General features: G+C 46.9%; 21 protein-coding genes. 11 read left to right on the top strand and 10 right to left on the bottom strand.

Annotation, left to right across the window (positions count from 1 at the left end; translation table 11 throughout):
• The first annotated feature begins 77 nt into the window (after window positions 1-77).
• The 5 genes from BM367_RS04685 to rsgA all read left to right on the top strand — a co-directional run bounded on the left by BM367_RS04685 (window position 78) and on the right by rsgA (window position 4,967).
• A complete protein-coding gene (locus BM367_RS04685; protein WP_092458431.1) occupies window positions 78-1,079 on the top strand; it encodes an AAA family ATPase in 1,002 nt (333 codons plus the stop codon).
• Window positions 1,080-1,225: 146 nt separating this feature from the next.
• Window positions 1,226-1,981 (top strand): DUF58 domain-containing protein, encoded by a 756-nt coding sequence (locus tag BM367_RS04680; RefSeq protein ID WP_245759896.1) that lies wholly within the window; start codon window positions 1,226-1,228, stop codon window positions 1,979-1,981.
• 28 nt (window positions 1,982-2,009) lie between these two features.
• Window positions 2,010-2,990, top strand: a complete 981-nt coding sequence (locus BM367_RS04675; RefSeq protein WP_143103953.1) for a hypothetical protein — start codon at window positions 2,010-2,012, stop codon at window positions 2,988-2,990.
• Between the two features lie 3 nt (window positions 2,991-2,993).
• Window positions 2,994-4,004 carry a vWA domain-containing protein gene (locus BM367_RS04670; protein WP_092458423.1) on the top strand — a complete coding sequence of 337 codons (1,011 nt, stop codon included), beginning with the start codon at window positions 2,994-2,996 and terminating at the stop codon, window positions 4,002-4,004.
• A 39-nt stretch (window positions 4,005-4,043) separates the two neighbouring features.
• Entirely contained in the window at window positions 4,044-4,967 is a 924-nt protein-coding gene (gene rsgA, locus BM367_RS04665) for a ribosome small subunit-dependent GTPase A (RefSeq protein ID WP_092458421.1), read from the top strand.
• Between the two features lie 194 nt (window positions 4,968-5,161).
• Here rsgA and BM367_RS04655 read toward each other — a convergent pair whose 3' ends face one another.
• A complete protein-coding gene (locus BM367_RS04655) occupies window positions 5,162-5,683 on the bottom strand; it encodes a gamma carbonic anhydrase family protein (protein ID WP_092458415.1) in 522 nt (173 codons plus the stop codon).
• 80 nt (window positions 5,684-5,763) lie between these two features.
• On the opposite strand from BM367_RS04655, the gene BM367_RS04650 reads away from it, so the two are divergent.
• Window positions 5,764-6,954: an aspartate aminotransferase family protein gene (locus BM367_RS04650; RefSeq protein WP_092458412.1), complete on the top strand. Its 1,191-nt coding sequence runs from the start codon at window positions 5,764-5,766 to the stop codon at window positions 6,952-6,954.
• Here the strand turns inward: BM367_RS04650 and BM367_RS04645 are convergent.
• The gene (locus BM367_RS04645; RefSeq protein WP_092458409.1) at window positions 6,951-9,455 is read right to left on the bottom strand and encodes a DUF5686 and carboxypeptidase-like regulatory domain-containing protein; all 2,505 of its coding nucleotides are present in this window, start codon (window positions 9,453-9,455) and stop codon (window positions 6,951-6,953) included. The genes BM367_RS04650 and BM367_RS04645 overlap by 4 nt on opposite strands.
• A 72-nt stretch (window positions 9,456-9,527) precedes the next feature.
• On the opposite strand from BM367_RS04645, the gene BM367_RS04640 reads away from it, so the two are divergent.
• Entirely contained in the window at window positions 9,528-9,905 is a 378-nt protein-coding gene (locus BM367_RS04640; RefSeq protein ID WP_092458406.1) for a diacylglycerol kinase family protein, read from the top strand.
• A 16-nt stretch (window positions 9,906-9,921) separates the two neighbouring features.
• Here the strand turns inward: BM367_RS04640 and mfd are convergent, their stop codons facing one another.
• Window positions 9,922-13,326 (bottom strand): transcription-repair coupling factor, encoded by a 3,405-nt coding sequence (gene mfd, locus BM367_RS04635; protein ID WP_245759895.1) that lies wholly within the window; start codon window positions 13,324-13,326, stop codon window positions 9,922-9,924.
• Between the two features lie 261 nt (window positions 13,327-13,587).
• Here mfd and BM367_RS04630 point away from each other — a divergent pair, with 261 nt between their 5' ends.
• Window positions 13,588-14,301 (top strand): ferredoxin--NADP reductase, encoded by a 714-nt coding sequence (locus tag BM367_RS04630; protein WP_092458400.1) that lies wholly within the window; start codon window positions 13,588-13,590, stop codon window positions 14,299-14,301.
• Between the two features lie 124 nt (window positions 14,302-14,425).
• On the opposite strand, the gene BM367_RS04625 is transcribed toward BM367_RS04630, so the two are convergent.
• Window positions 14,426-14,611: a hypothetical protein gene (locus BM367_RS04625; protein WP_092458397.1), complete on the bottom strand. Its 186-nt coding sequence runs from the start codon at window positions 14,609-14,611 to the stop codon at window positions 14,426-14,428.
• Between the two features lie 20 nt (window positions 14,612-14,631).
• Between BM367_RS04625 and BM367_RS04620 the strand changes: the two genes are divergently transcribed.
• Window positions 14,632-15,270 (top strand): 2'-5' RNA ligase family protein, encoded by a 639-nt coding sequence (locus BM367_RS04620; protein WP_092458394.1) that lies wholly within the window; start codon window positions 14,632-14,634, stop codon window positions 15,268-15,270.
• 91 nt (window positions 15,271-15,361) lie between these two features.
• On the opposite strand, the gene BM367_RS04615 is transcribed toward BM367_RS04620, so the two are convergent.
• Entirely contained in the window at window positions 15,362-16,120 is a 759-nt protein-coding gene (locus BM367_RS04615) for a Bax inhibitor-1/YccA family protein (RefSeq protein ID WP_092458391.1), read from the bottom strand.
• 209 nt (window positions 16,121-16,329) lie between these two features.
• Between BM367_RS04615 and BM367_RS04610 the strand changes: the two genes are divergently transcribed.
• Both BM367_RS04610 and BM367_RS04605 read left to right on the top strand, forming a co-directional pair.
• Window positions 16,330-18,183, top strand: a complete 1,854-nt coding sequence (locus BM367_RS04610) for a 2-oxoacid:acceptor oxidoreductase subunit alpha (RefSeq protein ID WP_092458388.1) — start codon at window positions 16,330-16,332, stop codon at window positions 18,181-18,183.
• Between the two features lie 253 nt (window positions 18,184-18,436).
• Entirely contained in the window at window positions 18,437-19,516 is a 1,080-nt protein-coding gene (locus BM367_RS04605) for a mechanosensitive ion channel family protein (protein WP_092458385.1), read from the top strand.
• Here BM367_RS04605 and BM367_RS04600 read toward each other — a convergent pair.
• The 5 genes from BM367_RS04600 to BM367_RS04580 all read right to left on the bottom strand — a co-directional run bounded on the left by BM367_RS04600 (window position 19,506) and on the right by BM367_RS04580 (window position 25,633).
• Window positions 19,506-20,504, bottom strand: coding sequence for an aldo/keto reductase (locus BM367_RS04600; RefSeq protein ID WP_092458382.1), 999 nt, complete (start codon window positions 20,502-20,504; stop codon window positions 19,506-19,508). The genes BM367_RS04605 and BM367_RS04600 overlap by 11 nt on opposite strands.
• An 85-nt stretch (window positions 20,505-20,589) precedes the next feature.
• Window positions 20,590-22,032, bottom strand: coding sequence for a glycine--tRNA ligase (locus BM367_RS04595; protein ID WP_092458379.1), 1,443 nt, complete (start codon window positions 22,030-22,032; stop codon window positions 20,590-20,592).
• Between the two features lie 38 nt (window positions 22,033-22,070).
• Window positions 22,071-22,412: a nucleotide pyrophosphohydrolase gene (locus tag BM367_RS04590; RefSeq protein WP_092458377.1), complete on the bottom strand. Its 342-nt coding sequence runs from the start codon at window positions 22,410-22,412 to the stop codon at window positions 22,071-22,073.
• Between the two features lie 66 nt (window positions 22,413-22,478).
• Window positions 22,479-22,931, bottom strand: a complete 453-nt coding sequence (gene dtd / locus BM367_RS04585) for a D-aminoacyl-tRNA deacylase (RefSeq protein WP_092458374.1) — start codon at window positions 22,929-22,931, stop codon at window positions 22,479-22,481.
• A 38-nt stretch (window positions 22,932-22,969) separates the two neighbouring features.
• On the bottom strand, window positions 22,970-25,633 hold the full coding sequence (locus tag BM367_RS04580; RefSeq protein ID WP_092458371.1) for an MGH1-like glycoside hydrolase domain-containing protein: 2,664 nt from the start codon (window positions 25,631-25,633) through the stop codon (window positions 22,970-22,972).
• Window positions 25,634-25,652: the final 19 nt, after the last annotated feature.

Genomic DNA, 25,652 nt, shown 5'->3' with positions numbered 1-25,652 from the left:
GCTTTAACAGCACACCAAACTGGTTCAGATCATATTGCAAACTTATTACTATTTTAGCAACCATTCAATGTTATATCATGGAACAAGCTACTGCGGATATTCGGACACTGCATGAGCAGATTCATCAGGCCAGTGCATTTGTGGATTTGTTGCATATGGAGATGGGGAAAGTGATTGTAGGACAGAAGTATATGGTGGATCGCCTGATGGTGGCTTTGCTGGCACAGGGACATGTGTTGCTGGAAGGTGTGCCGGGTTTGGCTAAAACACTTGCCATTAAATCACTTGCAGCATGCATTCGTGCACAATTCAGCCGCATTCAGTTTACACCTGATTTATTACCTGCTGATGTGATTGGTACCATGATTTACAATCAGCAGCAGAACAATTTCATCGTGCGAAAAGGGCCTATTTTTGCCAACTTCGTGCTGGCCGATGAAATCAACCGTGCCCCTGCAAAGGTGCAAAGTGCCCTCCTGGAGGCTATGCAGGAAAAACAGGTTACCATTGGCGATCATACTTTTCCGCTGGAAGAACCCTTTTTGGTGCTGGCTACCCAGAATCCCATTGAGCAGGAAGGTACCTATCCGCTTCCGGAAGCGCAGGTGGATCGCTTCATGCTGAAAATAGTAGTGGGCTATCCTACCAAAGAGGAAGAAGTCAAAATCATCCGGCAGAATATTCAACCCGAAGGAATGCCCAAAGTCAATCCGGTGGTGCATCCCCAGGATATTCTCGCAGCCAGGCAACTGGTACGCAATGTATATATGGATGAAAAAATTGAAAAGTACATCATCGACATTGTATTTGCTACGCGACAACCGGCTGAATACAAATTATCCAAACTAACTCCGCTTATTGCCTATGCAGCATCTCCCAGAGCCAGCATTAATCTGGCACTTGCAGCCAAGGCTTATGCATTTATCAAACGCAGGGGATATGTAATTCCGGAAGATGTGCGCAGTGTGTGTTACGATGTGATGAGGCATCGCATCGGATTAACATACGAAGCAGAAGCCGAAAATGTAACTACAGAAAACATCATCAGTGAAATCCTCAATGTGGTAGAAGTACCATAATTGTTGGTGCCTGATCATCGTGCAATTGCTCTTACATGGATACCACCGAATTGTTGAAGAAGGTTCGCAAAATTGAAATTAAGACCAAAGGTCTGTCAAATCATATTTTCTCTGGAGAGTATCACAGTGCTTTTAAGGGTAGGGGCATGAGCTTTAGCGAGGTAAGGGAATATACTTTTGGAGATGATGTGCGTACGATTGATTGGAATGTAACAGCCCGTTTTTCCCATCCATATGTGAAGGTATTTGAAGAAGAACGGGAACTCACCGTGATGCTGTTGGTTGATATCAGCAAGAGTGCTTTGTTTGGAAGTGTTCAGCAAACCAAGCGTGATCTGATCACAGAGATATGTGCAGTACTTTCTTTTTCGGCTATTCATAATCATGATAAAGTAGGCGTGGTTTTTTTCAGCAATGGTATAGAAAAATATATTCCACCCAAGAAAGGTAGTTCGCATACTTTGCGTATCATACGCGATTTGCTTTCGATGGAAGCCACCCGGCCGGGTACGGATATTGCAGCTGCATTGCGTTTTTTCAATAATGCCGTTAAGAAAAAATCCATTGTGTTTTTGTTGTCAGATTTTTTTGCCGATGGATATGAAGATGCTTTGCAGATTGTAGCACGCAAACATGATTTAATAGGCATTCATGTATATGATCCGCATGAAAAGGAATTGCCTGCAGTGGGATTGGTGAAAATGATGGATGCAGAAACAGGGGAAACATTATGGCTGGATACATTGGATGCACAGGTGAGAAAAAAATATGCAGCGCAATTTCAGCAACATGTGCAATATTGCCGGAATGCATTTACCCGAAGCGGGGCCTCATTAATCAGTATTCGCACGGATGAAGATTATGTTCGCATTTTGCAGGGTTTTTTTGTCAGGCGTATATAAGCATCAGCAAGCCGCATGGTATTGTTGCATGGCCTTTCTGGGTATCATGTGGCACATGCAGGCTTTTGGGCAGCAACCTCGTGTGGAAGTACACACGGATTCATCGCAGATTCTTATAGGCAGCCAGTTTCATCTCTATCTCGACATTACCCTGCCTGGCTCCTATCGGTTGCAGGGTTATGCCTTACCTGATTCATTCAATCATATCGAAGTAGTACAGCGCGGCCAGGCCGATACCATTTCAACCGGCGGGCAATGGCAGTACCATCAGGTGCTGACACTTACTTCGTTTGACTCGGGTCGATGGCAAATTCCTTCTTTTCCTGTGGTACTGGCCTCATCCCGGCTCAACGATACTACACATCTGATGCTGCAAACGGATTCATTATGGATTCAGGTGCAAACCGTGCCGGTGGATACTACTAAACCGTTCATGCCAATTAAGGATATTCGTCGTGTAAAGCTTACTTGGCTCGATGTGTTGCCCTATGTGTTGCTGGGTATCGCATTGGTACTGCTTGTGTTGGGGATTATTTATGTTTTGCGGCATCGCAAACGTAAGGCCGCCCCTGTTGTGATACAACAACCTCTACAACCGCCCTATGAAGAGGCTATGGCTCTGTTGAAACAGTGGCAGGCAGAACAACCTTGGACAAAAATCCAGATGAAAGAATATTTTACCCGGCTCACCGATGTGTTGCGCCGATATGTGGAACGGGCATTTCAAATCCCGGCCATGGAAATCACTTCCGGCGAATTGTTGGAACAGATGGATAAGCATCGTGTACTGCGTGAACACCGGGCTGTGTGGGAAGAAATTTTATCGGAAGCGGATCGGGTAAAGTTTGCTAAATGGCAGTCTTCGCCTGAGATAGCTGCTCTTTGCCTTGAAAAAGCTATTCAGGTGGTTGAGGCCACGCATCAGGCTCAGGAGGCCGAACGACGGGCAGCAGAATCGGCCTCTGCGGCAGATGCCCAGGCCGCAGCTGTGAAAAACATAAGCAAGTAGCAGATGGACGAACTTTTGCATAGCCATATTGTATTTGCCAATCCCTGGTGGTTGTTGTTGCTGTGCCTGTTGCCTGTATGGATATTTCTATACATCCGCAATCGGCGCAGGCAGCAGGCTTATCTGCAGGTATCATCCACCCGTGGCATGAAGCAATTGCCGGTATCGTGGAAAATGCGTTTTCGTTCCGTGCTGATGGTTTTGCGCATGCTGGTGTATGCGCTGCTGGTGATGGCACTGGCGCGGCCGCAAACTACGGATGTGTTGCAAAACGTGAACAGCGAAGGTATTGACATTATCATCTGTCTGGATATCTCGGGAAGCATGCTGGCACAGGACTTTCATCCCAATCGCATCGAAGCAGCCAAAGCCGTAGCTAAAAATTTTATAGAACACCGGCCCAACGATCGCATTGGACTGGTGATTTTTGCGGGTCAGGCTTTTACCCAGTGCCCGCTTACCATTGATCATGATTTTCTGATTCAGCAGCTCGAAAAGGTTCACAGTGGTTTGCTGGAAGATGGTACCGCTATCGGCGACGGGCTGGCTACAGCCGTTCAGCGTTTGCGCGAAAGTTCGGCAAAAAGTAAGGTGGTAATTTTATTAACCGATGGGGTCAACAACATGGGTTTGATTGATCCGATGACAGCTTTGCAAATCGCAAAAACTTATGGTGTGCGTGTCTATACCATTGGGATAGGCACGCATGGCGTAGCTCCTTATCCAGTGCCGATGCCAGGTGGTGGTACGCAGCTGCAAGATATGCCAGTACAGATTGATGAAGCCTTGCTGCAGAAAATAGCCCGGCAAACGGGAGGTGAATATTTCCGCGCTACAGGTAACACATCCCTGCGCCGGATCTACGACCAGATTGATCAGATGGAGAAAACCAAAATTCAGGTTTCATCATTCACCCAATATGCCGATGTATTTTTCCCGCTGGCAATGGCCGCGGCTGTACTCCTTTTTTTGGAAATATTACTGCGTTACACTGTTTTCAAAACATTCCCGTGATACAAGGGGTTCTCTTTATCTTTACCACTAAAATATCCCTTGCAGGCAACTATTTACAAGTCAACCGGCAGCTGGTACCAGGCACGCACCACAACGGGTGAATGGATTTCGTGCCGCATAAAAGGCAAATTGAAAATTGACGAGGAAATCTCTTCCACCAATCCCGTAGCGGTGGGTGATGAAGTTATCATCAGTCGGGATCCGCAAACGGGCGATGCCTTGATTGAAGATATCCTGCCCAGAAAAAACTATATCATCCGAAGTTCGCCACACAAACGTGGGCAGAAACATATTCTCGCCGCCAATCTGGATCAGGCCTGGCTCCTCGTAACCATATTGCAACCGCGTACATCCACGGGTTTTATAGATCGCTTTCTGGTAACAACCGCTGCGTATCATATTCCTACTTCCATCATCATCAACAAAGCAGACCTGCTGGATGAAGAAGCAAAAATCATAGCTGCTGAATGGATAGATATGTATGAAAGCATAGGTTATCCGGTTGAACTGATTTCGGTAAAACAGGGGGAAGGCATAGACCGGCTTAAAAATAGCTTACAAAATCAAACCACGCTGCTGGCCGGTCATTCGGGTGTGGGCAAATCTTCGCTGATCAATGCGCTGATTCCGGGTCTTTCCCTGCGGGTACAGCCCATCAGCCGCTGGTCAGAAAAAGGTATGCATACAACCACTTTTGCTGAAATGTTTGAACTGCCATTCGGAGGACGTATCATTGATACGCCCGGTATTCGTGAATTTGGTATTGTGGATGTGGCACCAGAAGAGCTAAGTCATTATTTTCTGGATATGCAGAAATACGTAACCAGCTGCATGTTCAATAATTGCTTACATGTAAACGAACCCGGCTGTGCGGTGAAGGAGGCAGTGGAAGAAGGGAAAATTCACCTCAAACGTTATGAAAATTATTTACACATTTTGCAAACTCTGCAAGATGAAAGATAAACATACATTTATCTCATAAATCATTCTCCCTTAATTTTTTGGGAAATATCTGCAGTTTTTTCTGATGGGATTTTATATCAGGATTACTCAGTACCTTTTCCGCGCCCACTGCAGGTATTGTATGACGGGCACAACCATGCAAAACTGCGGTCACTATCAGCACACAAGTTAGGATCGCTGTGTTGCAGTAGGATCTATTTTTTATCTTCATACCATCCGGAGTAGAAGATATAGTTGTTGGCAATCCGCTCTATTTCCCGATTCACCTGTTCAATAGGGATTTCTTTTAATTTTCTGGCTGGTACCCCCCCATAAATGCACCCGCTTTCTATGACCGTACCTTCCAGCACCACAGCACCGGCTGCGATGATGACGTTGGAATGGATATGCGCATGGTCCATTACAATGGCGCCCATACCGATGAGTACATTGTCTTCTACCGTGCAGCCGTGCAATATCGCCCGATGGCCGATGGTTACGTGATCGCCGATGATGGTTTTGGTTTTCTGGTAGGTGCAATGAATGATGGCACCATCCTGGATATTTACCCGGTTGCCGATGCGAATGCTATTGACGTCGGCCCGGATCACGGCATTAAACCAGATGCTGCAATCATTTTTAATCACCACATCTCCCACTATGGTTGCGTTGGGAGCAATGAAACAATTTTCCCCGATTTCAGGATATCGATCTTTGACAGCTAAGATAACTGGCATATCAGGCGTTTGAATGGTTAATCATATATGCCATTCCCGGCGAATGATGGTACTTTTGCAAAAGTACTCGAATTCAGGTTATGAATCACCGGGAATTGTTTTTCAGGCATCTGGCGCAAACCTCGGATGAACCGTTGGCCTGGGAAATTAGCAAAGCTGAGGGTGCTTGTCTTTGGGATGCAACGGGGAAGTCGTATCTGGATTTGATCGGGGGCATCAGTGTGTGTCATGTCGGGCATCGCCATCCGCGCGTGCTGCAAGCCATTGCGGAGCAGGCTGAGCATTATCTGCATGTGATGGTGTATGGTGAGCTAATCCAGTCGCCGCAGGTGCAGTATGCTGAGCTGCTGGCGCGTCATTTACCCGCCAGCCTGCAGCAGGTGTATTTTACCAATTCCGGTGCAGAAGCCATAGAAGGGGCTATGAAGCTGGCCAAGCGTTATACCGGCAGGCCTCATATATTTTGTTTTCACAAAAGTTATCATGGTTCTACGCAGGGTGCATTGAGCCTGTTAGGCGATGAATACTGGCGACAGGCCTATCGGCCTTTGCTGCCTGGCATTTTCCGGTTTGATTACAATGAAAATGAGGTGATTGAACAGATCAATGAGCAGACGGCATGTGTGGTGCTGGAAACCATTCAGGCCGAGGCGGGAGTAGTGGTTCCGGATACAGCCTGGATGCAGGCATTGGCAGATGCATGCAAGCAAAATGGTGCCCTGCTTATTTTAGATGAAGTACAATGTGGTTTTGGAAGAAACGGTACGCTCTGGGCATTTGAACAGTTCGGCGTCGTGCCCGATATTCTGGTCCTGGGCAAGGCATTGGGTGGTGGATTGCCTTTGGGAGCATTCATTGCTTCAGCGGAGATCATGCAGGTATTAACCCATTATCCGGTGTTGGGCCATATCACTACTTTTGGAGGCCATCCTTTGTGTTGTGCTGCCGGAAAGGCTGCTATGGAAGTGTTGCTGGAAGAGCGTTTATGGGAGCAGGTCTATGAAAAAGAAAAACTTTTCCATCACCATCTGCAATCATTGCCAGGCTGCAAAATCAGAAGCCGGGGGATGATGATAGCCATTGAATTTGAATCAGCAGAAATCAATAAACAAATCATTCGCCGATGCTGGGAAAAAGGCGTGTTTACCGACTGGTATTTGTTTGCTCCTCATTGTATGCGCATTGTGCCTCCGCTCATCATCAGCTATGAGCAAATTCAGCAGGCCTGCGAAGTCATCCGGGATTCGGTAAGAGAAGTACTGGGTAATTAAAAATCAAGCTGAACACTGCCAAATACACCAAAGTTGTGATGGTAAGATTCTGTGGGCTGAATCTTGGGTGTTACGCGCCATACAAAATCAATGCGGAAGAAATGCAGGATATTCTCTACTCCTGTTCCTAATTCCAGATAAGGATTGCCCTGCAATGTTTTGAATGGTCCCTGATTTACGAGATTGAGTTGGGCATTGGCCTGGGAAAGATTGCCTATGATGCCCTTGGCAGTCCAGAACTGGCGCAGCTTCAGTTTATTCAGCAAAGGAATGTATGTAAAAATTCCACCACCCACTTCGTGCTCAATCATAAATCCGGCATATTCATCACAAAGAAATTCATAGCGCTGCATCATATCAAATGCATACTTGTCGTAATAATACAGATTATTGCCAGGTGGTACCTGCAGCAATACAAAAGGCAAAGTGCCGTAAATCTTTCCACCAAAAAAGTTATAATACAAATGTCCGAACGGAGCTATACTCATGTAATCTGAAATATTGGCTGCAACTTTCTGGAAAGCATATTGCCCGCTTAAGAAACCTTTCATGCCCAATGTAAATTTTACATCTACGATGGGATAATCACTTCCCAGGCTGATGCGGTAATAATTGCCTTCCAGAAATTGTTCCTGATAAGCATATCGCAATTCCAGAGAAATTTCTGAATTGGATAGTGGATTACCTGTTTTGCCGTCAATAGCAAAATCATCTTTGGTAGGCAAAGGAGCGTAAGGCGAGAATTGCTGGTTCAGGAAAGTAATATGCTGTGAAAAGCCGCTGTAATCTTCGTGATAAAACTCCATTCTTTTTTCATCAACCATCACGAATTTCTGGGTAACGCCAGGTTTATATACGGCCAAAGTGAAGATATTATCTGTATTGATCTGATCATAATAAATCGCACCATTGTCCAGATCGTGTGTATAAGAAGCATAGAGATAAATGCGGGGCCTGCGATGCAGAATCCATAATGCCGATGCATGTCCCTTGAAGGCGCGATCAGCAGTTCCGTAAGCCAAGTAGTTGCTGAGATAAATATTCTTGCTGAAATTTATATTGGTACCCACATCCAGGCGCAGCCGAATATTTTCGAGATGATTGGCTGATAATTCGTAATAATAAGGTCCGAATTCCAGCGGCCCTACTTCTTTCACGCCCGTAACCAGAAACTGCACCGTACGTGAATATTTCTGAAAGGTGGGATTGTGCTGCAACGAATCAACCATTTCATACACGCCTTTTTCCTGACGGGCGAGCGGTTCGAAGCGATGAACTGTCCAGAAGCTGTCGCTTCTGTCTCTTGCATCTGGCAACACCACAATATTGTCTTTGTAATGCGGATTGTCGAAAATGTTGGTTGCAGCGGTATCGTTGATGGCTAAAGGTTCATACAAAGTGGTTTTTCGGCCGATGAATGTAAGTTTGCGGGCAACCGGAGTATAGAAGTCGGCGACAAATTTATCTTTTGATATAAACCAAACGGAATCGTTGTAAGGCTTGTATTCCTGAACCAGGCTTACGCGGGAAACGAAGTTCAGATTGGCATTTGAAGTAACTTCCAGGTTCATTTTCTGAATAGCAAAGGTGGTATCGTTTACCCAGAAATCACCCGTAAATACATTTTCATTTTTTCTTTTTGGTACAAAGGTGATGTGAAAACATCTTCTACCGTCAATATATTGTGTGTCTACAAGCTGATAATCATAGTACAAAGTAGCAATGTTTGCAATAGGACTCACAAATTCTTTATCGAATACAGGAATGAAATTATCATACACATTTACATTCTGATACATGGTGCCCAGATAGCGTGTGATGCTTTTATTCTGAATACCGGATGTTTTGCTGGCAATAATGATTTCTTTGGTTCGGTGTGGGGTGCGCTGGAAATAGTAGTCGGAAATAGTTTCGGTAAAAAGGATGGGGAGATAAATATCGCCTGTTTCAGAAGTATCAACGTTATTTAGCACAAATTGAAAAGGCTGAAATAATTTGGAATGGAGAAATTTATTTTTATCGATTTTGTTGATATCAAATTCCAATTTGTTGTACACCTTTTCCTTGTAGCTTTCAAAGCGGTCCATATTGTTATAGGGTTTTCGCTGAATGATTTTGCGGAGGATAATTAATGCCGGATTCACACCGGCATGCACCACTATTTCGTTCATGGTATAACCCGAACGTTCGAGCCGGAAGACGATGTACTGGGAATCTGCATCATGTCTAACGGCTATGATCATGCGGTGATAGCCCAATACACTGGCCAGCAATGAATCGGAGGGCAAGTGATCCAATCTGAATATAAACCTACCATTCTCGTCGGCCACGACACCTACATCGGTACCTTTGAACTGCACACCTGCGAAGGGGAGAGCTTCTCCAGTATGTGCGTCGAGCACGCGTCCGGCCACAATCATTTGCTGGGCCGGAGCTACCACCCAGGCCAGCAGCAAGGTTACCAAACAGAGCAGGTTTTTCGACATAGGTTGGTAATCCATTTTGCAATTTAGGAGATTTTCATAGGCACATAGTCACATAATCGTTAGTTTCGTCCTATAAGATAGCCTGTTATGCAAAATCATTCATCTTTTTCGCTGAAGGCGCGGATACAAAGCTTTGCGTTTGCATTTGCGGGCCTTTTTCAGCTGATTTGCAAAGAACACAATGCGCGGATTCATTTGCTGGCAACAGCTGTGGTGATAACCGCAGGATTGTGGTTACATATCAGCCGCACCGACTGGTTGGCTGTGGTGATGGCTACAGGCCTGGTGTGGTGCGCCGAAGCTTTCAACAGTGCCATAGAAAAATTAACCGATCAGGTATCGCCGGAATGGAATGTACAGGCCAAATACATTAAAGATGTGGCCGCCGCTGCCGTGTTGATTGCAGCAATAACAGCAGTTGTAGTGGCTTGCCTGGTATTTATTCCCAGACTGAAGACTTTGTAAACAATGCGATAACCATCTACTGGCTTGTGGCAGGTTTTGTTTTTTCCATTTGAGATGCATATTCATCGGGATGGATAAAGCGCATCATGCGTGTCAGCAGGTTTTCCAGTTCATCAATGCTTTGCATGTGATCTATGACAAGCATGAAGTTTTTGCCGATTTGCTTCAATCTTGCCTGGTGCATTTCCTGTTGTACAAATTGCAGGATGCGCTGAAAAGTGGGTGATTCAAAATAGGGAGAATCGGGATTGCTGTTGAAATAACATCTCAGTTTACCTTCTTTGAGAATCATTTTTTCAAAGCCGGCTTTTACTCCCATCCAGCGGCAACGCATGGCTTTAAGCAAGTCCATGACGGGTTGGGGCAGAGGACCAAACCGGTCTTCCAGTTGATGAGCAAAAGCCTGGAGTTTCTCGTCTGTTTCAATCTGATTCAGTTCCTGGTATAGGTTCAGGCGTTCGGCAATATTTTCCACATAGTCATCTGGAATCAGGATTTCCAGATCGGTATCAATCGTACAATCACTCACGTAGTCAGCTTCTCGTTCCATCTGGTCTTTAAACAGATCGCGGAATTCATGTTGTTTCAATTCACGTACGGCTTCATCAAGGATTTTTTGATACATATCGATGCCCATTTCGGCCATGAATCCGCTTTGTTCGGCACCCAGCAGGTTGCCTGCACCACGAATATCCAGATCACGCAAAGCAATCTGAAAGCCGCTACCCAGGTCGGTAAATTGTTCAATAGCCTGCAGGCGCTTGCGGCTGTCGGCCGGTAAACTGCTTAAAGGAGGTGCAATCAGGTAACAAAATGCTTTTTTGTTGCTCCTGCCTACGCGGCCGCGAAGCTGATGCAAATCACTCAAGCCAAACTGATGGGCATTGTGGATGATAATGGTGTTGACATTGGGCATATCCAGCCCGCTTTCCACAATATTGGTACACACCAGCACATCGTATTTGCGATTCATGAAGTCCAGGATCACTTGTTCCAGCTGATGTCCTTCCATTTTACCATGTGCCACTGCAATAGATAGATCGGGGCAAAGCGACTGGATGAGGTTTTTGATTTCACCGATATTTTGCACGCGGTTGTGGATAAAAAACACCTGGCCGCCTCTTTCTATTTCGTAATAGATGGCATCCCGTATCACATGTTCATCAAACTGGATAATCTCGGTTTCAATGGGTTGGCGGTTGGGTGGAGGAGTATTGATGATAGACAGGTCGCGGGCGCCCATCAGCGAAAACTGCAGGGTACGCGGGATTGGCGTTGCGGTCATCGTCAGCGTATCCACGTTGGTTTTCAGCTGTCTGATTTTTTCCTTGGCTGCTACACCAAATTTTTGTTCTTCATCAATGATTAAAAGACCCAGATCTTTAAATTCCACGTCTTTTCCCAGCAATGCATGTGTGCCAATGATGATATCAATTTTGCCTTCTTTTAGTTTCTGCAGGGTTTCCTTTCGCTCTTTGGCAGATTTGAAACGATTGATATAATCGACTGTGCAGGGAAAATTTTGCAAACGATCTGAAAAGGTCTTGTAGTGCTGATAGGCCAGGATGGTGGTAGGAACCAACACGGCGGCCTGTTTGCCATCTACGACGGTTTTGAAGGCGGCACGGATAGCCACTTCTGTTTTACCAAAGCCCACATCGCCGCAAATCAACCGATCCATCGGCTCGGGCGATTCCATATCTCGTTTTACATCTTCAGTTGCTTTGCTTTGGTCAGGCGTATCTTCATACATGAACGAAGCTTCCAGCTCGTGTTGCAAATAGGTATCGGGTGAATGGGCAAACCCTTTTTTGGCTTTGCGTTCGGCATACAGGCGGATGAGATCGGCCGCAATATCCTTGACTTTTGATTTGGTTTTTTCCTTTAGTTTTTGCCAGGTGTCACTTCCCAGCTTGTGAATGCGGGGGGTAGTACCTTCTTTGCCTACGTATTTGCTGATTTTGTGGAGGGAATTGATGTTTACATACAGGATATCGTTGTCTTTATAAATGATGCGAATGGCTTCCTGTACATGGCCATTTACTTCTATTTTCTGCAGTCCGCTGAAAATACCGATGCCATGATCCATGTGTACCACATAATCACCGGGTTGCAGTTCTTTCAGGGCTTTCAGCGTGAGTGCCTTGTTTTTGCTGTAAGCCTGGCGGATATGGTATTTATGATATCGTTCAAAAATCTGATGATCGGTGTAGCATACCAGTTGGTGATCATGGTCCACAAAACCTTTGCTGAGATTTACAGTTAAAGGTGTGAGGACAATGCCTGCCTGAAGGTCGTCGAAGATAGCCTGCAGACGTTGAATCTGACGTGGATTTTCAGCAGCCAGCAGCAAAGCATATTTCTTCTGATCGTACTGTTTCAGGTTGTCAATTAACAGTTCAAACTGCCGGTTGAAGCTGGGCTGTTCTTCCATCTGGAAAGTGAAGACCTGTGTGGCCTTCGGATGACCCTGGCGCTTCCCAAACTCAATCAGATGATGCTGAAATAGTTGTTGCATGCAGTTTTCGGCCTGACAGAAATCATTGCGTTCGAAGACAAGTGTTTTGCCGGATTCTTCATCCATTACCGCATGGATGGGTTGTTGCAAGCTTTCTGCTATCAGGTGTTCATGCTGCCGCAAGGCATCTTGCAAAAACTGCAGGTCTTTTACCCACCAAATAGTGGGTGCGGATAGGAATGTGATGAGGCTCACCCGTTCCCTTGCCAGTTGTGGATTTTCAAGATTGGGTAACAGGGTAACATGTTTGATTTTTCGTTCACTGAGCTGGGTTTCCGGATCAAAAATGCGTATGGATTCAATTTCATCTCCAAATAATTCAATGCGATAGGGCTTTTCATTTCCAAAAGAATAAATATCCACGATACCTCCGCGGATGGCTACCTGGCCGGGCTCATACACAAAGTCGGTTCGCTCAAACCCCAATCCAATCAGTTGTTCTATCAAGGTTTCTACTTGCAACCTCTGTCCTACTTCCAGAGCAATGGCGTGCCGGGTATATTGCTCGGGCGGAGCTACTTTTTCCAGCAAGGCTTCCGGGTAAGTAACCAATATTTTTTTACGGGCTACGGGTTCTGAAAAATGCATCAAGGCTTCTGTGCGCAGCATGATATGGCTTTTCTGCACATGGTCAAACCGGCGTGGAGATTTAAACGAATCCGGGAAAAAGAATACATCCAGCGCATGGGATATTTGCTCCACATCGTTGTGGAAATAAGCCGCTTCTTCTTTATCATTTAAAATGAATACATGATTGAAAGATGTGTTTTTCCAAAGCACGGTTGCCACCATCGCTGCGGCTGAGCCGGCAAGTCCCGTTAAACAGAAAATTCCAGAAGAAGATGAGGAGAGCTGATCCGCCAGCGATTGAAGGCGGTCATCATGCTGAAATCTGCGCAACACATCCTGCGGATCCATCGAACGGCGGCAAAGTTACGAATTTTCTACGCTTGCCTTTGATTCCTGATTCATCTATTATCTTGAATCCATACGATAATCGGAATAATCGTATATGGCTATTTGTTTTACACTTAATTGTGAAAAATCAGATTCCATGCGGGTGTCCGAACAAGGGGCGTATGGTTGCATTTGGCCCGAATAGGTTTTTTTGTATCTTGCCCGCTCTAAAAATTTAATATTTAGCTAACCCAACCATCATTTGATATGCCCGAGCCATGGAGAACCGGTGTGTTTACCCGTATTGAACAGGAGACACACAACACGCGCCGATTCTGGATTCAAATTCCCGAGGTGGAGGAATTTGTATTCAAGCCCGGACAATTTGTGACACTTGACTTACCCATTCATGAACAAAAAAACAAGCGATGGAGAAGTTATTCCATTGCCTCACCCCCTGATGGCAACACCATTGAACTGGTGATTGTGCTGCTGGAAGGAGGGGCTGGTACCCATTATTTGTTTAACCACGTGCAGGTGGGCACAGAAGTGTTGCTGCGGGGGCCCCAGGGGGTATTCACGCTGCCTCCGGTTATTGACCGGGACCTGTTTTTCATATCCACCGGCACAGGTATTGCCCCTTTTCGATCCATGCTGCATTACATCAAAAAACATCAGATACCGCATCAGCAGATTTATTGCATTTTCGGTACCCGGACGCAGAAAGATATTCTGTATTACGAAGAAATGAAACAGCTGGAACGCGAGATCCCGGGGCTGCATTATATCCCCACCCTGTCGCGGGAGCAATGGGAAGGGCGTATGGGTTACGTGCATGCTATTTATGAAGAGTTAGCGGCCGATAGAAAACCAGCTCATTTTTATCTTTGTGGATGGCGGGCTATGATTAACGAAGCCCGGCAGCGAATCGCACAGATGGGGTATGAACGGCAATACATTCATTTTGAGTTATTTGATTGAATAAAAAAATTGCTTCAAACGCTGGATAGAAATACAGATATTTTTTACATTTACTCATATTTCCTGAAGAGGATATAAAACCTGATAACCTGATTTACCTCGATTTGTAATAAGGATGCCATGTTTATGGAAACCGGTAAATACTGTTGCCCCGGCATTTGCCTTCCAGCCTTCCGGCTTCAAAGGAAGTTGCAATTTCCTGATCCTCCTTATGGTTTTGCTTGCAGTCAAGAAACGTTTGTTTATGGGGTGTTTTCACCTGAAAACAAGGGTCAATTCTTTGCCCCAGCACGAGGGGTATTTTTTTCATGATTAAACCTACGCACACACATGAGACCGAGAAAACCAATCAGACGGCCGATTTCACAAAATCGCTTCAAGCCGAAGAAAATCAAAAACAGGCTTTATTTTATCGGGATATTACCTCCCCCGTCACTTTCGCAGCAAATTACCCAGATCAAGCAGGAATTTGCTGATACCTACGGGCCGCAATATGCGTTGCGCATTCTGCCGCACATTACGTTGCAGAATCCCTTCAAGGCTCCGCCCACGATGGAGCCCGCTTTTTTTGATTTGCTCACTTCATTTGCTGCCACCCAGAAGCCTTTTCAGGTGAGGCTTAACGGATTCGGATGCTTTCCCAACAAGGTAAGCCCGGTGATCTTCATCAATGTGGAGCTCAATCATGATTTTGCATTGCTGCACAAGAACTTGATGAATTTTTTGCGGAAAGAATTTGGTTTTAGCCATTTGCTGGCGCGTTCCACTTTTTCTCCTCATCTGACCATAGCCTATAAGGACATGACGCCCGAACAGTTTGAACGGGCCTGGCCTGATTTTGAACATCGTCCGTTTGAAGCCAGCTTTGATGTCAATCATTTTTACTTTTTACGCCACGATGGACGTGGATGGGAAATACTGGAAGAATTCCTCATTGGTTCGGATGAAGATCTGGCTGCTTCGATGTAGGGAATTGAAAGTGGAAATTAAGAGGTTTATAAAGGAAAAGGCTGATCTGCCCTGCAGACCAGCCTTTTCAGTAACATAGTGTGAGGTTAACTTATCTCCGGCTGTATACTTTGGCAAGCAAGCGAAGAATTTCCAGATAAAGCCAGATAATGGTAACCATGAGTCCGAAGGCGCCATACCATTCCATGTATTTGGGTGCACCCATGCGGGCACCGGTAAAAATCATGTCAAAATCCATGACCAGGTTCAATGCTGCGATGGCTACTACAATCAGCGAAAAAACAATGCCCGCAGTAGTGGACTGATGGATAAAGGGAATATCGATGTGAAACCAGTGGAGGACCACAGCGGCAAGGTAAAACAAGGCAATGCCACCTGTAGCGGCGAATACAATCATTCGGAACTGCTGGGTAACTTTTATGACACCGGTTGCGTAGAGTACATACATGGCCAGCGCCACTCCGAAGGTGAGCAATACTGCCTGCATCACGAAATAAGGCGCCACATTGGCCATGGCTGCATTAAACATGGCAGAAATGGCACCCAGAAAAAGCCCTTCCAGCAATCCATAAGCCGGAGCCAGATAAGGGGCCCAGCTTTGTTTAAAAATGATAATCAGGGCTGTAATAAAACCTCCTATGGCTCCTCCGGCCACCCAGCCGCCAAGCGGTGCGCCTTTGTACGCCAGATTCCAGGTAAAAACAGCTGAAGCCAACATCAGGGCCAGCATGAACAGGAATTTGTTCATGGTGCCCGACACGGTCATTGTTTCTTCACCAACCTGCGTAACGGTTGTTTCAAAAGCCTTCTCCTGCAGAGCTGGATTGCTGGTTTTAAATAAGTTAGCCATTTGCCGGTACATTTATGGATAACAAATATACAAATTTCGGTTTCCCTGTATAGGATTTTTCCTGTTGAAGCTTTGTAAAAAAGCATACAAGTTCTCTGCTAATTCTATAGAGAGCTTTAATTTTGTCGGCCTGTATGTTGGAAAACAACAAAACCATAAAGGTTGTCGTTTTTATACATTCAAAATAAAAATAACAGATACACGTATTTATGTCCACCCAAACCACTGTTCAGCAATTAAGAGACGTTGTCATCAAGTTTGCAGGTGATAGCGGAGATGGCATGCAGCTTACGGGCATGCAGTTCACCAATAACACGGCCCTGCTGGGTATTGATTTGTCAACTTTTCCCGATTTCCCGGCTGAGATCCGCGCCCCACAGGGCACTTTGCCAGGTGTGAGCGGTTTTCAGCTGCACTTTTCTTCTGATCCCGTTTATACGCCTGGCGACAGTTGTGATGTATTGGTGGCTATGAATGCGGCTGCCCTGAAAGCCAACCTGAAGAGCCTGAAAAAAGGAGGTATTATCATTGCCAATACAGACGGGTTTGATGCCAAGAATCTGCGGCTTGCCAATTATCCAGAAGGCGTGAACCCGCTTACCGATGGCTCGCTCGATGGGTACATTGTGTATGAAATTGATATCACCAAGCTTACACGCGAAGCCCTGAAGGATGTGGACCTGGGGATGAAAGAAAAAGACCGGGCCAAGAATATGTTTGTGTTAGGCTTTCTGTACTGGTTGTATGACCGGAAAATGGAAAGCACCATACATTTTCTGCAGGAAAAATTTGCCAAAAAACCGCTGATCCTGGAGGGCAACCTGAAGGCCCTGCATGCCGGATACAATTACGGAGATACCACAGAGGCTTTCACGACTCGCTATCGGGTGGAGCGAGCCAAGATGCCCCGCGGTACGTATCGGAGTATCACCGGCAATCAGGCATTGGCGCTGGGTTTGATCGCCGCCTCCCAGAAATCGGGCCTGCCTTTGTTTTTGGGCTCGTACCCCATTACGCCCGCTTCCGATATCCTGCATGAGCTCAGTAAGCATAAAAACTTTGGTGTTCGTACATTTCAGGCGGAAGATGAGATTGCCGGCATCAGCTCGGCTATTGGGGCATCTTACGGTGGATGCATGGGCGTAACCACCACATCCGGGCCTGGAATGGCACTGAAGACCGAAGCCATGGGCTTGGCCGTCATGCTGGAAATTCCGCTGCTGATCATTGATATCCAGCGCGGAGGGCCTTCCACCGGATTGCCTACCAAAACAGAGCAATCGGACTTGCTGCAGGCCTACTATGGTCGCAATGGCGAATGCCCCATGCCGGTGATTGCTGCGGCTACGCCATCAGACTGTTTCTCGGCTGTGTATGAAGCCTTCCGCATTGCTGTACAATACATGACGCCGGTGATTTTCCTGAGCGACGGCTATATTGCCAATGGTGCGGAGCCCTGGCGTTTCCCCAAAGCAGCCGATCTACCGCCCATCGAGGTGAAGTTTAAAACGCAATTAGACGAAGGGGAAGAGAAGTTTATGCCCTATCAACGCGATGAGCGTTATGTGCGCCCGTGGGCTGTGCCGGGTACACCGGGTCTGGAACATCGCATTGGCGGACTCGAAAAGCAGCATATCACCGGTAATGTAAGTTATGATCCGGATAATCACCAGCTCATGGTGAAGCTGCGCCAGGCGAAGGTGGATGCGGTGGCCGACGATATTCCGCTGCAAACCCTCGACAGCGGTCCGGAATCCGGTGATCTGCTGGTGCTGGGCTGGGGCTCAACCTACGGAGCTATCAAAGGCGCAGTGAAATCACTCCAGCAACAGGGTTATGCTGTAGCGCATGCCCATCTGCGCTATCTGCGGCCTTTCCCGAAAAATTTAGGTGAGATCCTGCGTAATTATAAACAAGTGTTGATTCCGGAAATCAACAACGGGCAACTCATCAAAATCATCCGCGATCAATTTTTGATTGATGCCAAGGGATATCATAAAATCATGGGCATTCCCATCACCAAATCAGAACTGGAAGAACATATCAAATCCTTGCTTGGCTAAGTTCATTTTTTATCATTCATGTAAAAATATCCAAGCCGCTTGTATCAGGCGGCTTTTTTATTGATCATTGTTTATTTACAGCTGATATCAGCATGAAATAAATTTCATCAGGCATTCTTAATAGTTTCAAATAGATATTCATGCAATGAATTACATGCATGTATTATTCCTTCATTGATTTGACATTCCAGGCGTATTTGAATACATTTGCATACAGGCAATAATTTTTGTTGAGTTACAAATTCTGTGCATCATGAATGATTTTCAGGATTTTTTTGAAATAACCTATGCAGGAAATACAATCAGAAATTATGCATTTGCGGTTCTTGGTATCATTATCGGATTTTTGATATTGCGCTTGCTTGCAAACAGGGTAATTCATCATCTCAAAAAATTATCTCAGAAAACTGCTACACATGTTGATGATTTTCTTATTGCGCAAATCCAGAAAAACGGATTGCCCGTTGCCTATATCTTGGTTCTTTATTTCGGCATCAATACCCTCCATCTCACCGAAAAAGCTTCAACAGCTGTTCATCATATCATGACGGTAATTGTCACCTTTTTTGTGTTGCGGGTATTGAGTGCGGTGGTTGATTATTCGTTGAAAGGATATTTACGTAGAAAAAATTATCCTGAAGAAAGAATGAAAGAAACACGCGGGATGATGATTCTCTTTAATCTCATCCTGTGGAGCATGGGTATTGTGTTTTTGTTGGGTAATTTGGGATATAATGTCACCACGCTGATTACCGGATTGGGCATTGGCGGTGTGGCCATTGCTCTGGCTTCGCAAACTATTTTAGGTGATTTGTTTTGCTATTTCATTATTTTCTTCGACAGGCCATTTGAACTGGGTGATTTTATTATTGTGGGTGATAAAATGGGTACGGTTGAACACATTGGATTGAAGACAACCCGTTTAAGAAGTTTGGGCGGCGAGCAGTTAATTTTTTCCAATAAAGACTTAACCGATTCACGCATACATAATTACAAACGGATGGAACAGCGCAGGGTGTTGTTCCGAATAGGTGTGATTTATGAAACCCCGTTGGAAAAGTTGAAAAAGATTCCTGCGTTGTTACGACAGGCCGTGGAAATGCAACAAGACGTGCGTTTTGATCGGGCGCATTTTGCCAGCTATGGTGATTTTGCACTGGTCTTTGAGATTGTATATTACGTGTTAAGTGCTGATTACAATACATACATGGATATTCAACAGGCTATTAATCTGCAGATTTATCAGCTGTTTGAGCAGGAAGGGATAGAGTTTGCTTATCCGCACCAGGTTATAGAAATTATCCGTCATCAGGAACTTGCTGCTAACGGTTAACTGTTTTCATGGCTTCTTCCGGATAACGTAGGCCGGCGGCTATGCCTTTGGGTGCGATTTCATCGATGGCTTTCAGGTCTTCCGGTGTGAGTTGCACATTGATAGCACCAGCATTTTCGATCAGATAGGCTACTCGTTTGGTGCCGGGAATGGGAAAGATATCTTCGCCCTGAGCCATGACCCAGGCCAGTGCCAGCTGGGCGGGTGTGCAGTGTTTTTGTTCCGCTAATTGTTTGATTTTTTCAACCAGTTGCAGGTTTTTCCGGAAGTTTTCTCCCATGAAACGCGGGGAATAACGCCGGTAATCATCGGCGGGCAGGTCGTCGGGGCTCAGGAAACGACCGGTGAGAAAGCCTCTGCCGAGAGGACTGTAAGCTACGAAGGCTATTCCCAGCTCACGGCAGGTTTGCAGGACACCCTCTTCCGGATCGCGTGTCCATAGCGAATATTCACTTTGTATGGCCGTGAGCGGATGCACCGCATGCGCCCGGCGGATGGTTTGGGGCGATACTTCCGAGAGCCCGATACCCCTCACTTTGCCCTCTTCTACCAACCGTGCCATGGCTCCCACCGTGTCTTCGATAGGCGTGTTGGGATCCACGCGATGCAGGTAATAAAGATCAATCACATCGGTTTGCAGACGTTTCAAGCTAGCTTCACAGGCCGATTTTACATATTCCGGCCGGCCATTGATGCCTCGTTTCGTGGGGTCGTTCGGATCGCGGACGATGCCAAATTTGGTGGCCAGCGTAATCTGCTGGCGCCGCCCTTTCAAGCCTTTGGCTACCAGCATTTCATTGGTAAAAGGACCATACATATCGGCTGTATCCCAGAATCGGATGCCCAGTTCAAATGCTTGGTCGAACACGCGCAAAGATTCAGCTTCATCGCGGCCGCTGTAAAAATCGCTCATGCCCATGCAGCCCAGGCCCAGTGCTGATGCCTGAAGCCCCTGACTCCCTAACGGACGAATAGGAATCGTAGTCATGGCAAGTACTTCGTCTTTTGTTTCAACAACTAAATTAAGCAGAACAGATGAAAGATGAAAATCATATAGGATGTCATGTTTGAGGTTACTGGATGGCCTGACGTACCTTATCCCGTATAGCGCGGATAGGAATCCTTTCTTGCTGCATGGTGTCGCGGTAGCGGATGGTAACCGTTTCGTCTTCTTTGGTTTGATAATCCACCGTCACGCAGAAGGGCGTGCCAATCGCATCCTGCCGGCGATAGCGACGGCCGATGGTATCTTTTTCTTCATAAAAACAATGAAAGGCCGGCATGCAGTCGTGCATGATCTTACGGGCAATATCAGGCAGGCCATCTTTCTTGACCAGTGGCAGAACAGCCAGCTTGATGGGGGCCAGATGAGGCGCCAGGCGTAGCACCGTACGGGTATCGGTTTTGCCTTCCTGTGCGGTGGGAACCTCTTCTTCGGCATAAGCTTCGCTGATGACCATCAGCACGGTACGATCCAGGCCGACGGAGGTTTCCACCACATAGGGGATATAGCTTTTGTTGATTTCCGGATCGAAATATTGCATTTTCTTTCCGCTGAATTCCTGATGTCGACGCAGGTCGTAGTCAGTGCGGGAATGAATACCTTCTACTTCCTTATAGCCCATGGGGAAGGCATATTCAATATCCACGGCGGCATTGGCATAGTGGGCCAGTTTTTCATGGTCGTGGTAGCGCAGCTTATCGGCCGGAATGCCCAGGCTTTGGTGCCATTGCATGCGTTGTTCTTTCCAGTATGCATACCATTCCAGCTCGGTGCCCGGCCGGCAGAAGAATTGCATTTCCATTTGTTCGAATTCGCGCATTCGGAAAATGAATTGGCGGGCTACGATTTCATTGCGGAAAGCCTTTCCGATTTGGGCAATACCAAACGGGATTTTCAGGCGGCCGGTTTTTTGGACATTCAGAAAATTCACGAAAATGCCCTGAGCCGTTTCAGGCCTGAGATAAATTTCGGTGGCTTCCTCATTTACACTTCCCAATTGAGTGGAAAACATGAGGTTAAACTGGCGCACCTCGGTCCAGTTGCAGGTGCCCGATACGGGGCAACAAATTTTATACTGTTCGATTAGTTTTTTCAAACCGGCCAGATCGTTCAGCTTCAGCAGTTCATTCATTTGCTGCAGCAGCTGTTGGGCTTCTGCTTCTTTTCCCTCATCCACAAGCTGTTCAGCAAAATCTTCAATCAAGGTATCGACCCGGTAGCGTTTTTTGCTGTCTTTGTTGTCGATCATCGGGTCGTTGAAATTATCCACATGTCCCGATGCTTTCCAGGTAGTAGGATGCATGAAGATGGCTGCGTCGATACCCACGATATTTTCATGGAGCTGGGTCATCCAGCGCCACCAGTGATCTTTGATGTTTTTCTTCAGTTGTGCACCAAACTGTCCGTAATCATACACAGCGCTGAGTCCGTCATAGATTTCACTGGATGGAAAAATAAAACCGTATTCTTTGCAATGGGCAATAATATCCTGAAAGCGTTTGGTGTTGTTCATAGCTTGCAAAGATAATCAGGCGAGGTTAAACACAGGATTCAACGCAGCTTTTTATTTTGCTGATGTCGCTGGGCATCCCGCAGGTTTTTCTTTTCCATATTGCGGAGGAAGGCCGCTTGCAAATCCACGCCGGTTTGGTTGGCCAGGCACAGCAACACCCACAGCACATCGGCCAGTTCATCGGCCAGGTCTTTTTTCTGTTCATTTTCTTTAAACGACTGTTCGCCATACATACGGGCGATAATGCGGGCTACTTCGCCCACTTCCTCGGCCAGGATAGCCATGTTGGTCAGTTCGTTGAAGTAGCGGACGCCTTTGGTGCGGATCCATTCGTCCACCATTTGTTGTGCCTGAGGAAGGGTGATATCGGAATAAGCCATGGGTGGGAAATTAAATGGTTGCCAAATACTGAATAAGAAGCTGCAAATTTCAGGAAAATATGGAGCTTATTCTTTTAACCGGCTGTCAATGCAAATGGTTACCGGTCCGTCGTTGATCAGCTCCACCTGCATGTAGGCCCGGAAGGTGCCGGTGTGGATGGGTTTGTTTAAGTCTTTTTCCAGTTGAGCAATCATTTGTTCATACATGGTTTCTGCTTCTGCGGGTGGTGCGGCCCGGTCGTAGGATGGACGATGGCCACGCCGGGTAGAGGCCAGCAGGGTAAACTGGCTGATGAGCAGGATATCGCCACCGGTGTCTTTGACCGAACGGTTCATGATGCCCTGGTCGTCGTCCATGATGCGCAGGTGCACGATCTTATGACTAAGCCATTGCACGTCCTCTTCGGTATCGCCTTTTTCGATGCCCAGCAGCACGCAAAGGCCCTGTCCGATCTGATCTTTGAGCTGATGGTCAACATAAACCCTTGCCTGGCTGACTCTTTGTATGACTGCCCGCATGGAATATTATTTCAGCCAAAAATAGGATGGTTCCGGGATTATGTTTCTTGCCAGCCAAATCTTTGGACGAGCAGGGCTATCAAGGCAGTCCATCCTGTCTGGTGGCTGGCACCCAGCCCCTGTCCGGTATCTCCGTGAAAATATTCATAAAATTGAAGCAGGTGCTGGTTTTCAGGTAGTTCGTAGAAGGGGGCGTAGGGTCCGAACATTTTTCTGCCTCGTTGATCTGTTCGCTTAAAGAGGCTGATGAGGCGAAGTCCGATCTGGGTTGCTACCTGTTGCAGGTTCATCCATTGGCCTGATCCAGTAGGGAATTCCACCTGCAGCGAATCTCCGTAAAACAGGTAGTCGTTGAGCAGGGATTCGATGAGGAGGTAGTTGATCGGCATCCACACGGGGCCTCGCCAGTTGGAATTACCGCCAAAGAGCCGGCTGGTTGATTCCCCGGGTTCATAATCCACGCAATATGTTTTTCCGTCGAGTGTCAGGCAGAAGGGGTGATCGCGGTGATATTGTGAAACAGAGCGGATGCCGCCCGGTGAAAGAAATTCATTTTCATCCAGCACATAGCGCAGCAGGCGAATCAGCCGGTCATGCTGTACCAGGGAAAGCAGCATCAGTCCCTGATCGCCCGTGCGTTCTTCGGGCATATAGAGATTGCGCTTACGGCGATAGTTGCGAAACCAGCGAGCCCGTTTATGGAAATCTTTCAACGCTTTCAGGTGTTCCATATTCAGCACTGAGGTGGCAAACAGTGCCGTCAGGCCCACAATGGAACGTACACGCAGGGGAATTTTTCTGCCATCGGGAAGATTAAGCACATCGTAGAAGAAGCCATCATCTTCATTCCACAACTCCAGGGAATTGAGTGATTCGGCGATATAGACGAAATGCTCGTAGAATTTGGTGGCTACATCTTCAAAAGCCCGGTCGTAGCGGGCTATTTCGAGCGCTATTTCCATCATATTCAGGGCAAACATGCCCATCCAGCTGGTACCATCAGCCTGTTCGAGCAGGCCTCCTTGGGCATGCATTTGACCGCGGTCGAAGACTGAAATATTATCCAGCCCCAGAAAACCGCCTTCGAAGATGTTATTGCCTGAGGCGTCTTTGCGGTTTACCCACCAGGTGAAGTTAAGCATCAGCTTCTGGAAAATGCGTTTCAGAAAATCCAGATCACCTTCACCACGGATGGAGCGTTCCAGCCGGTAAATCTGCAGGGCGGCCCAGGCCTGCACGGGCGGATTGACGTCAGAAAAATTCCATTCGTAAGCTGGAATCTGGCCGTTGGGGTGCATGTACCATTCGCGCGTGATGAGGATAAGCTGGTGCTTGGCAAATACGGGGTCAATCAGGGCCATGGCCACACAATGAAAAGCCAGATCCCAGGCTGCATACCAGGGATATTCCCATTTGTCGGGCATAGACAGCACGTCGTGGTTGTTGAGATGCCGCCAGGTGTGGTTGCGGCCCTGTTTGCGCTGGGGAGGTGGCGGAGGTTGCAGGGGATCGCCATCTAGCCACAAGGGGATGTCGTAGTGGTAAAATTGTTTATTCCAGAGCAGTCCTGCAAAAGCCTGGCGGAACACATTCGCCAGGTCGGGGTCAGGTTTTTCGGGAAGAAATTGGTTGTAAAACAGGTCGGCTTCTTGCCGGCGCTGCTGGATGAGGGTTTCTATCCATTTTTCGTCGATCGGGGTATGTTCCGAAAGGCTGTGTTCGGCACAGAGACGGAAATACAGGCTTCGAGTTTGTCCGGCCGGAATATTCAGTGCATATACCGGACTGGATTTGGTGCCATGCTGGCGGTCTTTGAGCAGGTCCCATTTGCCGTGGATAATCACGTCATGAAAGGCATCTTTCACGAACGGCGTGGCGTTGGGATACTGGAAAAGGCGTGCCGTATTGGTTTCGTTTTCGGTGAACAGGATGTGTTCGGTATCGGGATAGTAAAACCAGTAGGTACCCAGGACTGGATGCCGGCAGATTAGCCGCTGGATGTGCATATCGCGTTCGATGGAAGGATGAGGAGCCCCGGGTGTGAACGACCACTGGTTGCGGAACCACAGCGTAGGCAGCACGTACAGCGAGGCGTCCTGGTGATAGCGATTGGTCACGGAAATACGAATGGCCAGATCGGTATCATTGTTTTTAGCATAGGTAATCAGGATATCAAAGTACTGCCGGTTGTCGAATACGCCGGTATCGAGGATTTCGTATTCGGGTTGCAGGGCATTGCGGCTTTGGTTGGTTTTGACCAGGTCATCGTATGGATAGGCCCGCTGGGGATATTTATAAAGGTATTGCATGTAGTAATGGCTGGGCAGATTGTCCAGATAGTAATACAGCTCTTTTACATCCTCGCCGTGGTTGCCTTCTGTGTTGTTCAGCCCGAACAATCGTTCTTTAAGAATCGGGTCCTGTCCGTTCCAGAAAGCAAAGGCAAAGCATAGCAGCTGGTTGTAATCCGAAATGCCGGCTATGCCGTCTTCCCCCCAGCGATAGGTACGGGAGCAGGCATGGTCGTGCGGGAAGTAATCCCAGGCTGTGCCGTAGGGGCTGTAATCTTCACGTACGGTACCCCACTGGCGTTCGCTCAGATAAGGCCCCCAAAGCGGCAGGGGCACTTCCCTGGCAGCACTGCTTTGCAGGCGTGCCTGTTCGGCATTGATTGAGGTATGTGTGTTTTCGGAGTCGGTCATATCGGTTTTTGATTTGAAA

Source organism: Thermoflavifilum thermophilum (assembly GCF_900116565.1).
GTDB lineage: Bacteria > Bacteroidota > Bacteroidia > Chitinophagales > Chitinophagaceae > Thermoflavifilum > Thermoflavifilum thermophilum.
The sequence above is the reverse complement of the archived record's forward strand: the minus strand, read 5'-3'. Positions and strand labels throughout refer to the sequence as shown.

Coding starts and splice junctions, on each gene's coding strand:
- BM367_RS04655 (WP_092458415.1), bottom strand. CDS start 5,683: ATGCCAGTTATCTTAGCTGTCAAAGATCGATATCCTGAAATCGGGGAA.
- dtd (WP_092458374.1), bottom strand. CDS start 22,931: ATGCGGGCAGTCATACAAAGAGTCAGCCAGGCAAGGGTTTATGTTGAC.
- BM367_RS04600 (WP_092458382.1), bottom strand. CDS start 20,504: ATGACTACGATTCCTATTCGTCCGTTAGGGAGTCAGGGGCTTCAGGCA.
- BM367_RS04625 (WP_092458397.1), bottom strand. CDS start 14,611: ATGAAAAAAATACCCCTCGTGCTGGGGCAAAGAATTGACCCTTGTTTT.
- BM367_RS04645 (WP_092458409.1), bottom strand. CDS start 9,455: ATGGATTACCAACCTATGTCGAAAAACCTGCTCTGTTTGGTAACCTTG.
- BM367_RS04685 (WP_092458431.1), top strand. CDS start 78: ATGGAACAAGCTACTGCGGATATTCGGACACTGCATGAGCAGATTCAT.
- BM367_RS04680 (WP_245759896.1), top strand. CDS start 1,226: ATGAGCTTTAGCGAGGTAAGGGAATATACTTTTGGAGATGATGTGCGT.
- BM367_RS04640 (WP_092458406.1), top strand. CDS start 9,528: ATGCAAAATCATTCATCTTTTTCGCTGAAGGCGCGGATACAAAGCTTT.
- BM367_RS04595 (WP_092458379.1), bottom strand. CDS start 22,032: ATGAACAACACCAAACGCTTTCAGGATATTATTGCCCATTGCAAAGAA.
- BM367_RS04650 (WP_092458412.1), top strand. CDS start 5,764: ATGAATCACCGGGAATTGTTTTTCAGGCATCTGGCGCAAACCTCGGAT.
- BM367_RS04605 (WP_092458385.1), top strand. CDS start 18,437: ATGAATGATTTTCAGGATTTTTTTGAAATAACCTATGCAGGAAATACA.
- BM367_RS04675 (WP_143103953.1), top strand. CDS start 2,010: ATGGCCTTTCTGGGTATCATGTGGCACATGCAGGCTTTTGGGCAGCAA.
- BM367_RS04620 (WP_092458394.1), top strand. CDS start 14,632: ATGAGACCGAGAAAACCAATCAGACGGCCGATTTCACAAAATCGCTTC.
- BM367_RS04610 (WP_092458388.1), top strand. CDS start 16,330: ATGTCCACCCAAACCACTGTTCAGCAATTAAGAGACGTTGTCATCAAG.
- BM367_RS04590 (WP_092458377.1), bottom strand. CDS start 22,412: ATGGCTTATTCCGATATCACCCTTCCTCAGGCACAACAAATGGTGGAC.
- BM367_RS04630 (WP_092458400.1), top strand. CDS start 13,588: ATGCCCGAGCCATGGAGAACCGGTGTGTTTACCCGTATTGAACAGGAG.
- BM367_RS04670 (WP_092458423.1), top strand. CDS start 2,994: ATGGACGAACTTTTGCATAGCCATATTGTATTTGCCAATCCCTGGTGG.
- BM367_RS04615 (WP_092458391.1), bottom strand. CDS start 16,120: ATGGCTAACTTATTTAAAACCAGCAATCCAGCTCTGCAGGAGAAGGCT.
- BM367_RS04580 (WP_092458371.1), bottom strand. CDS start 25,633: ATGACCGACTCCGAAAACACACATACCTCAATCAATGCCGAACAGGCA.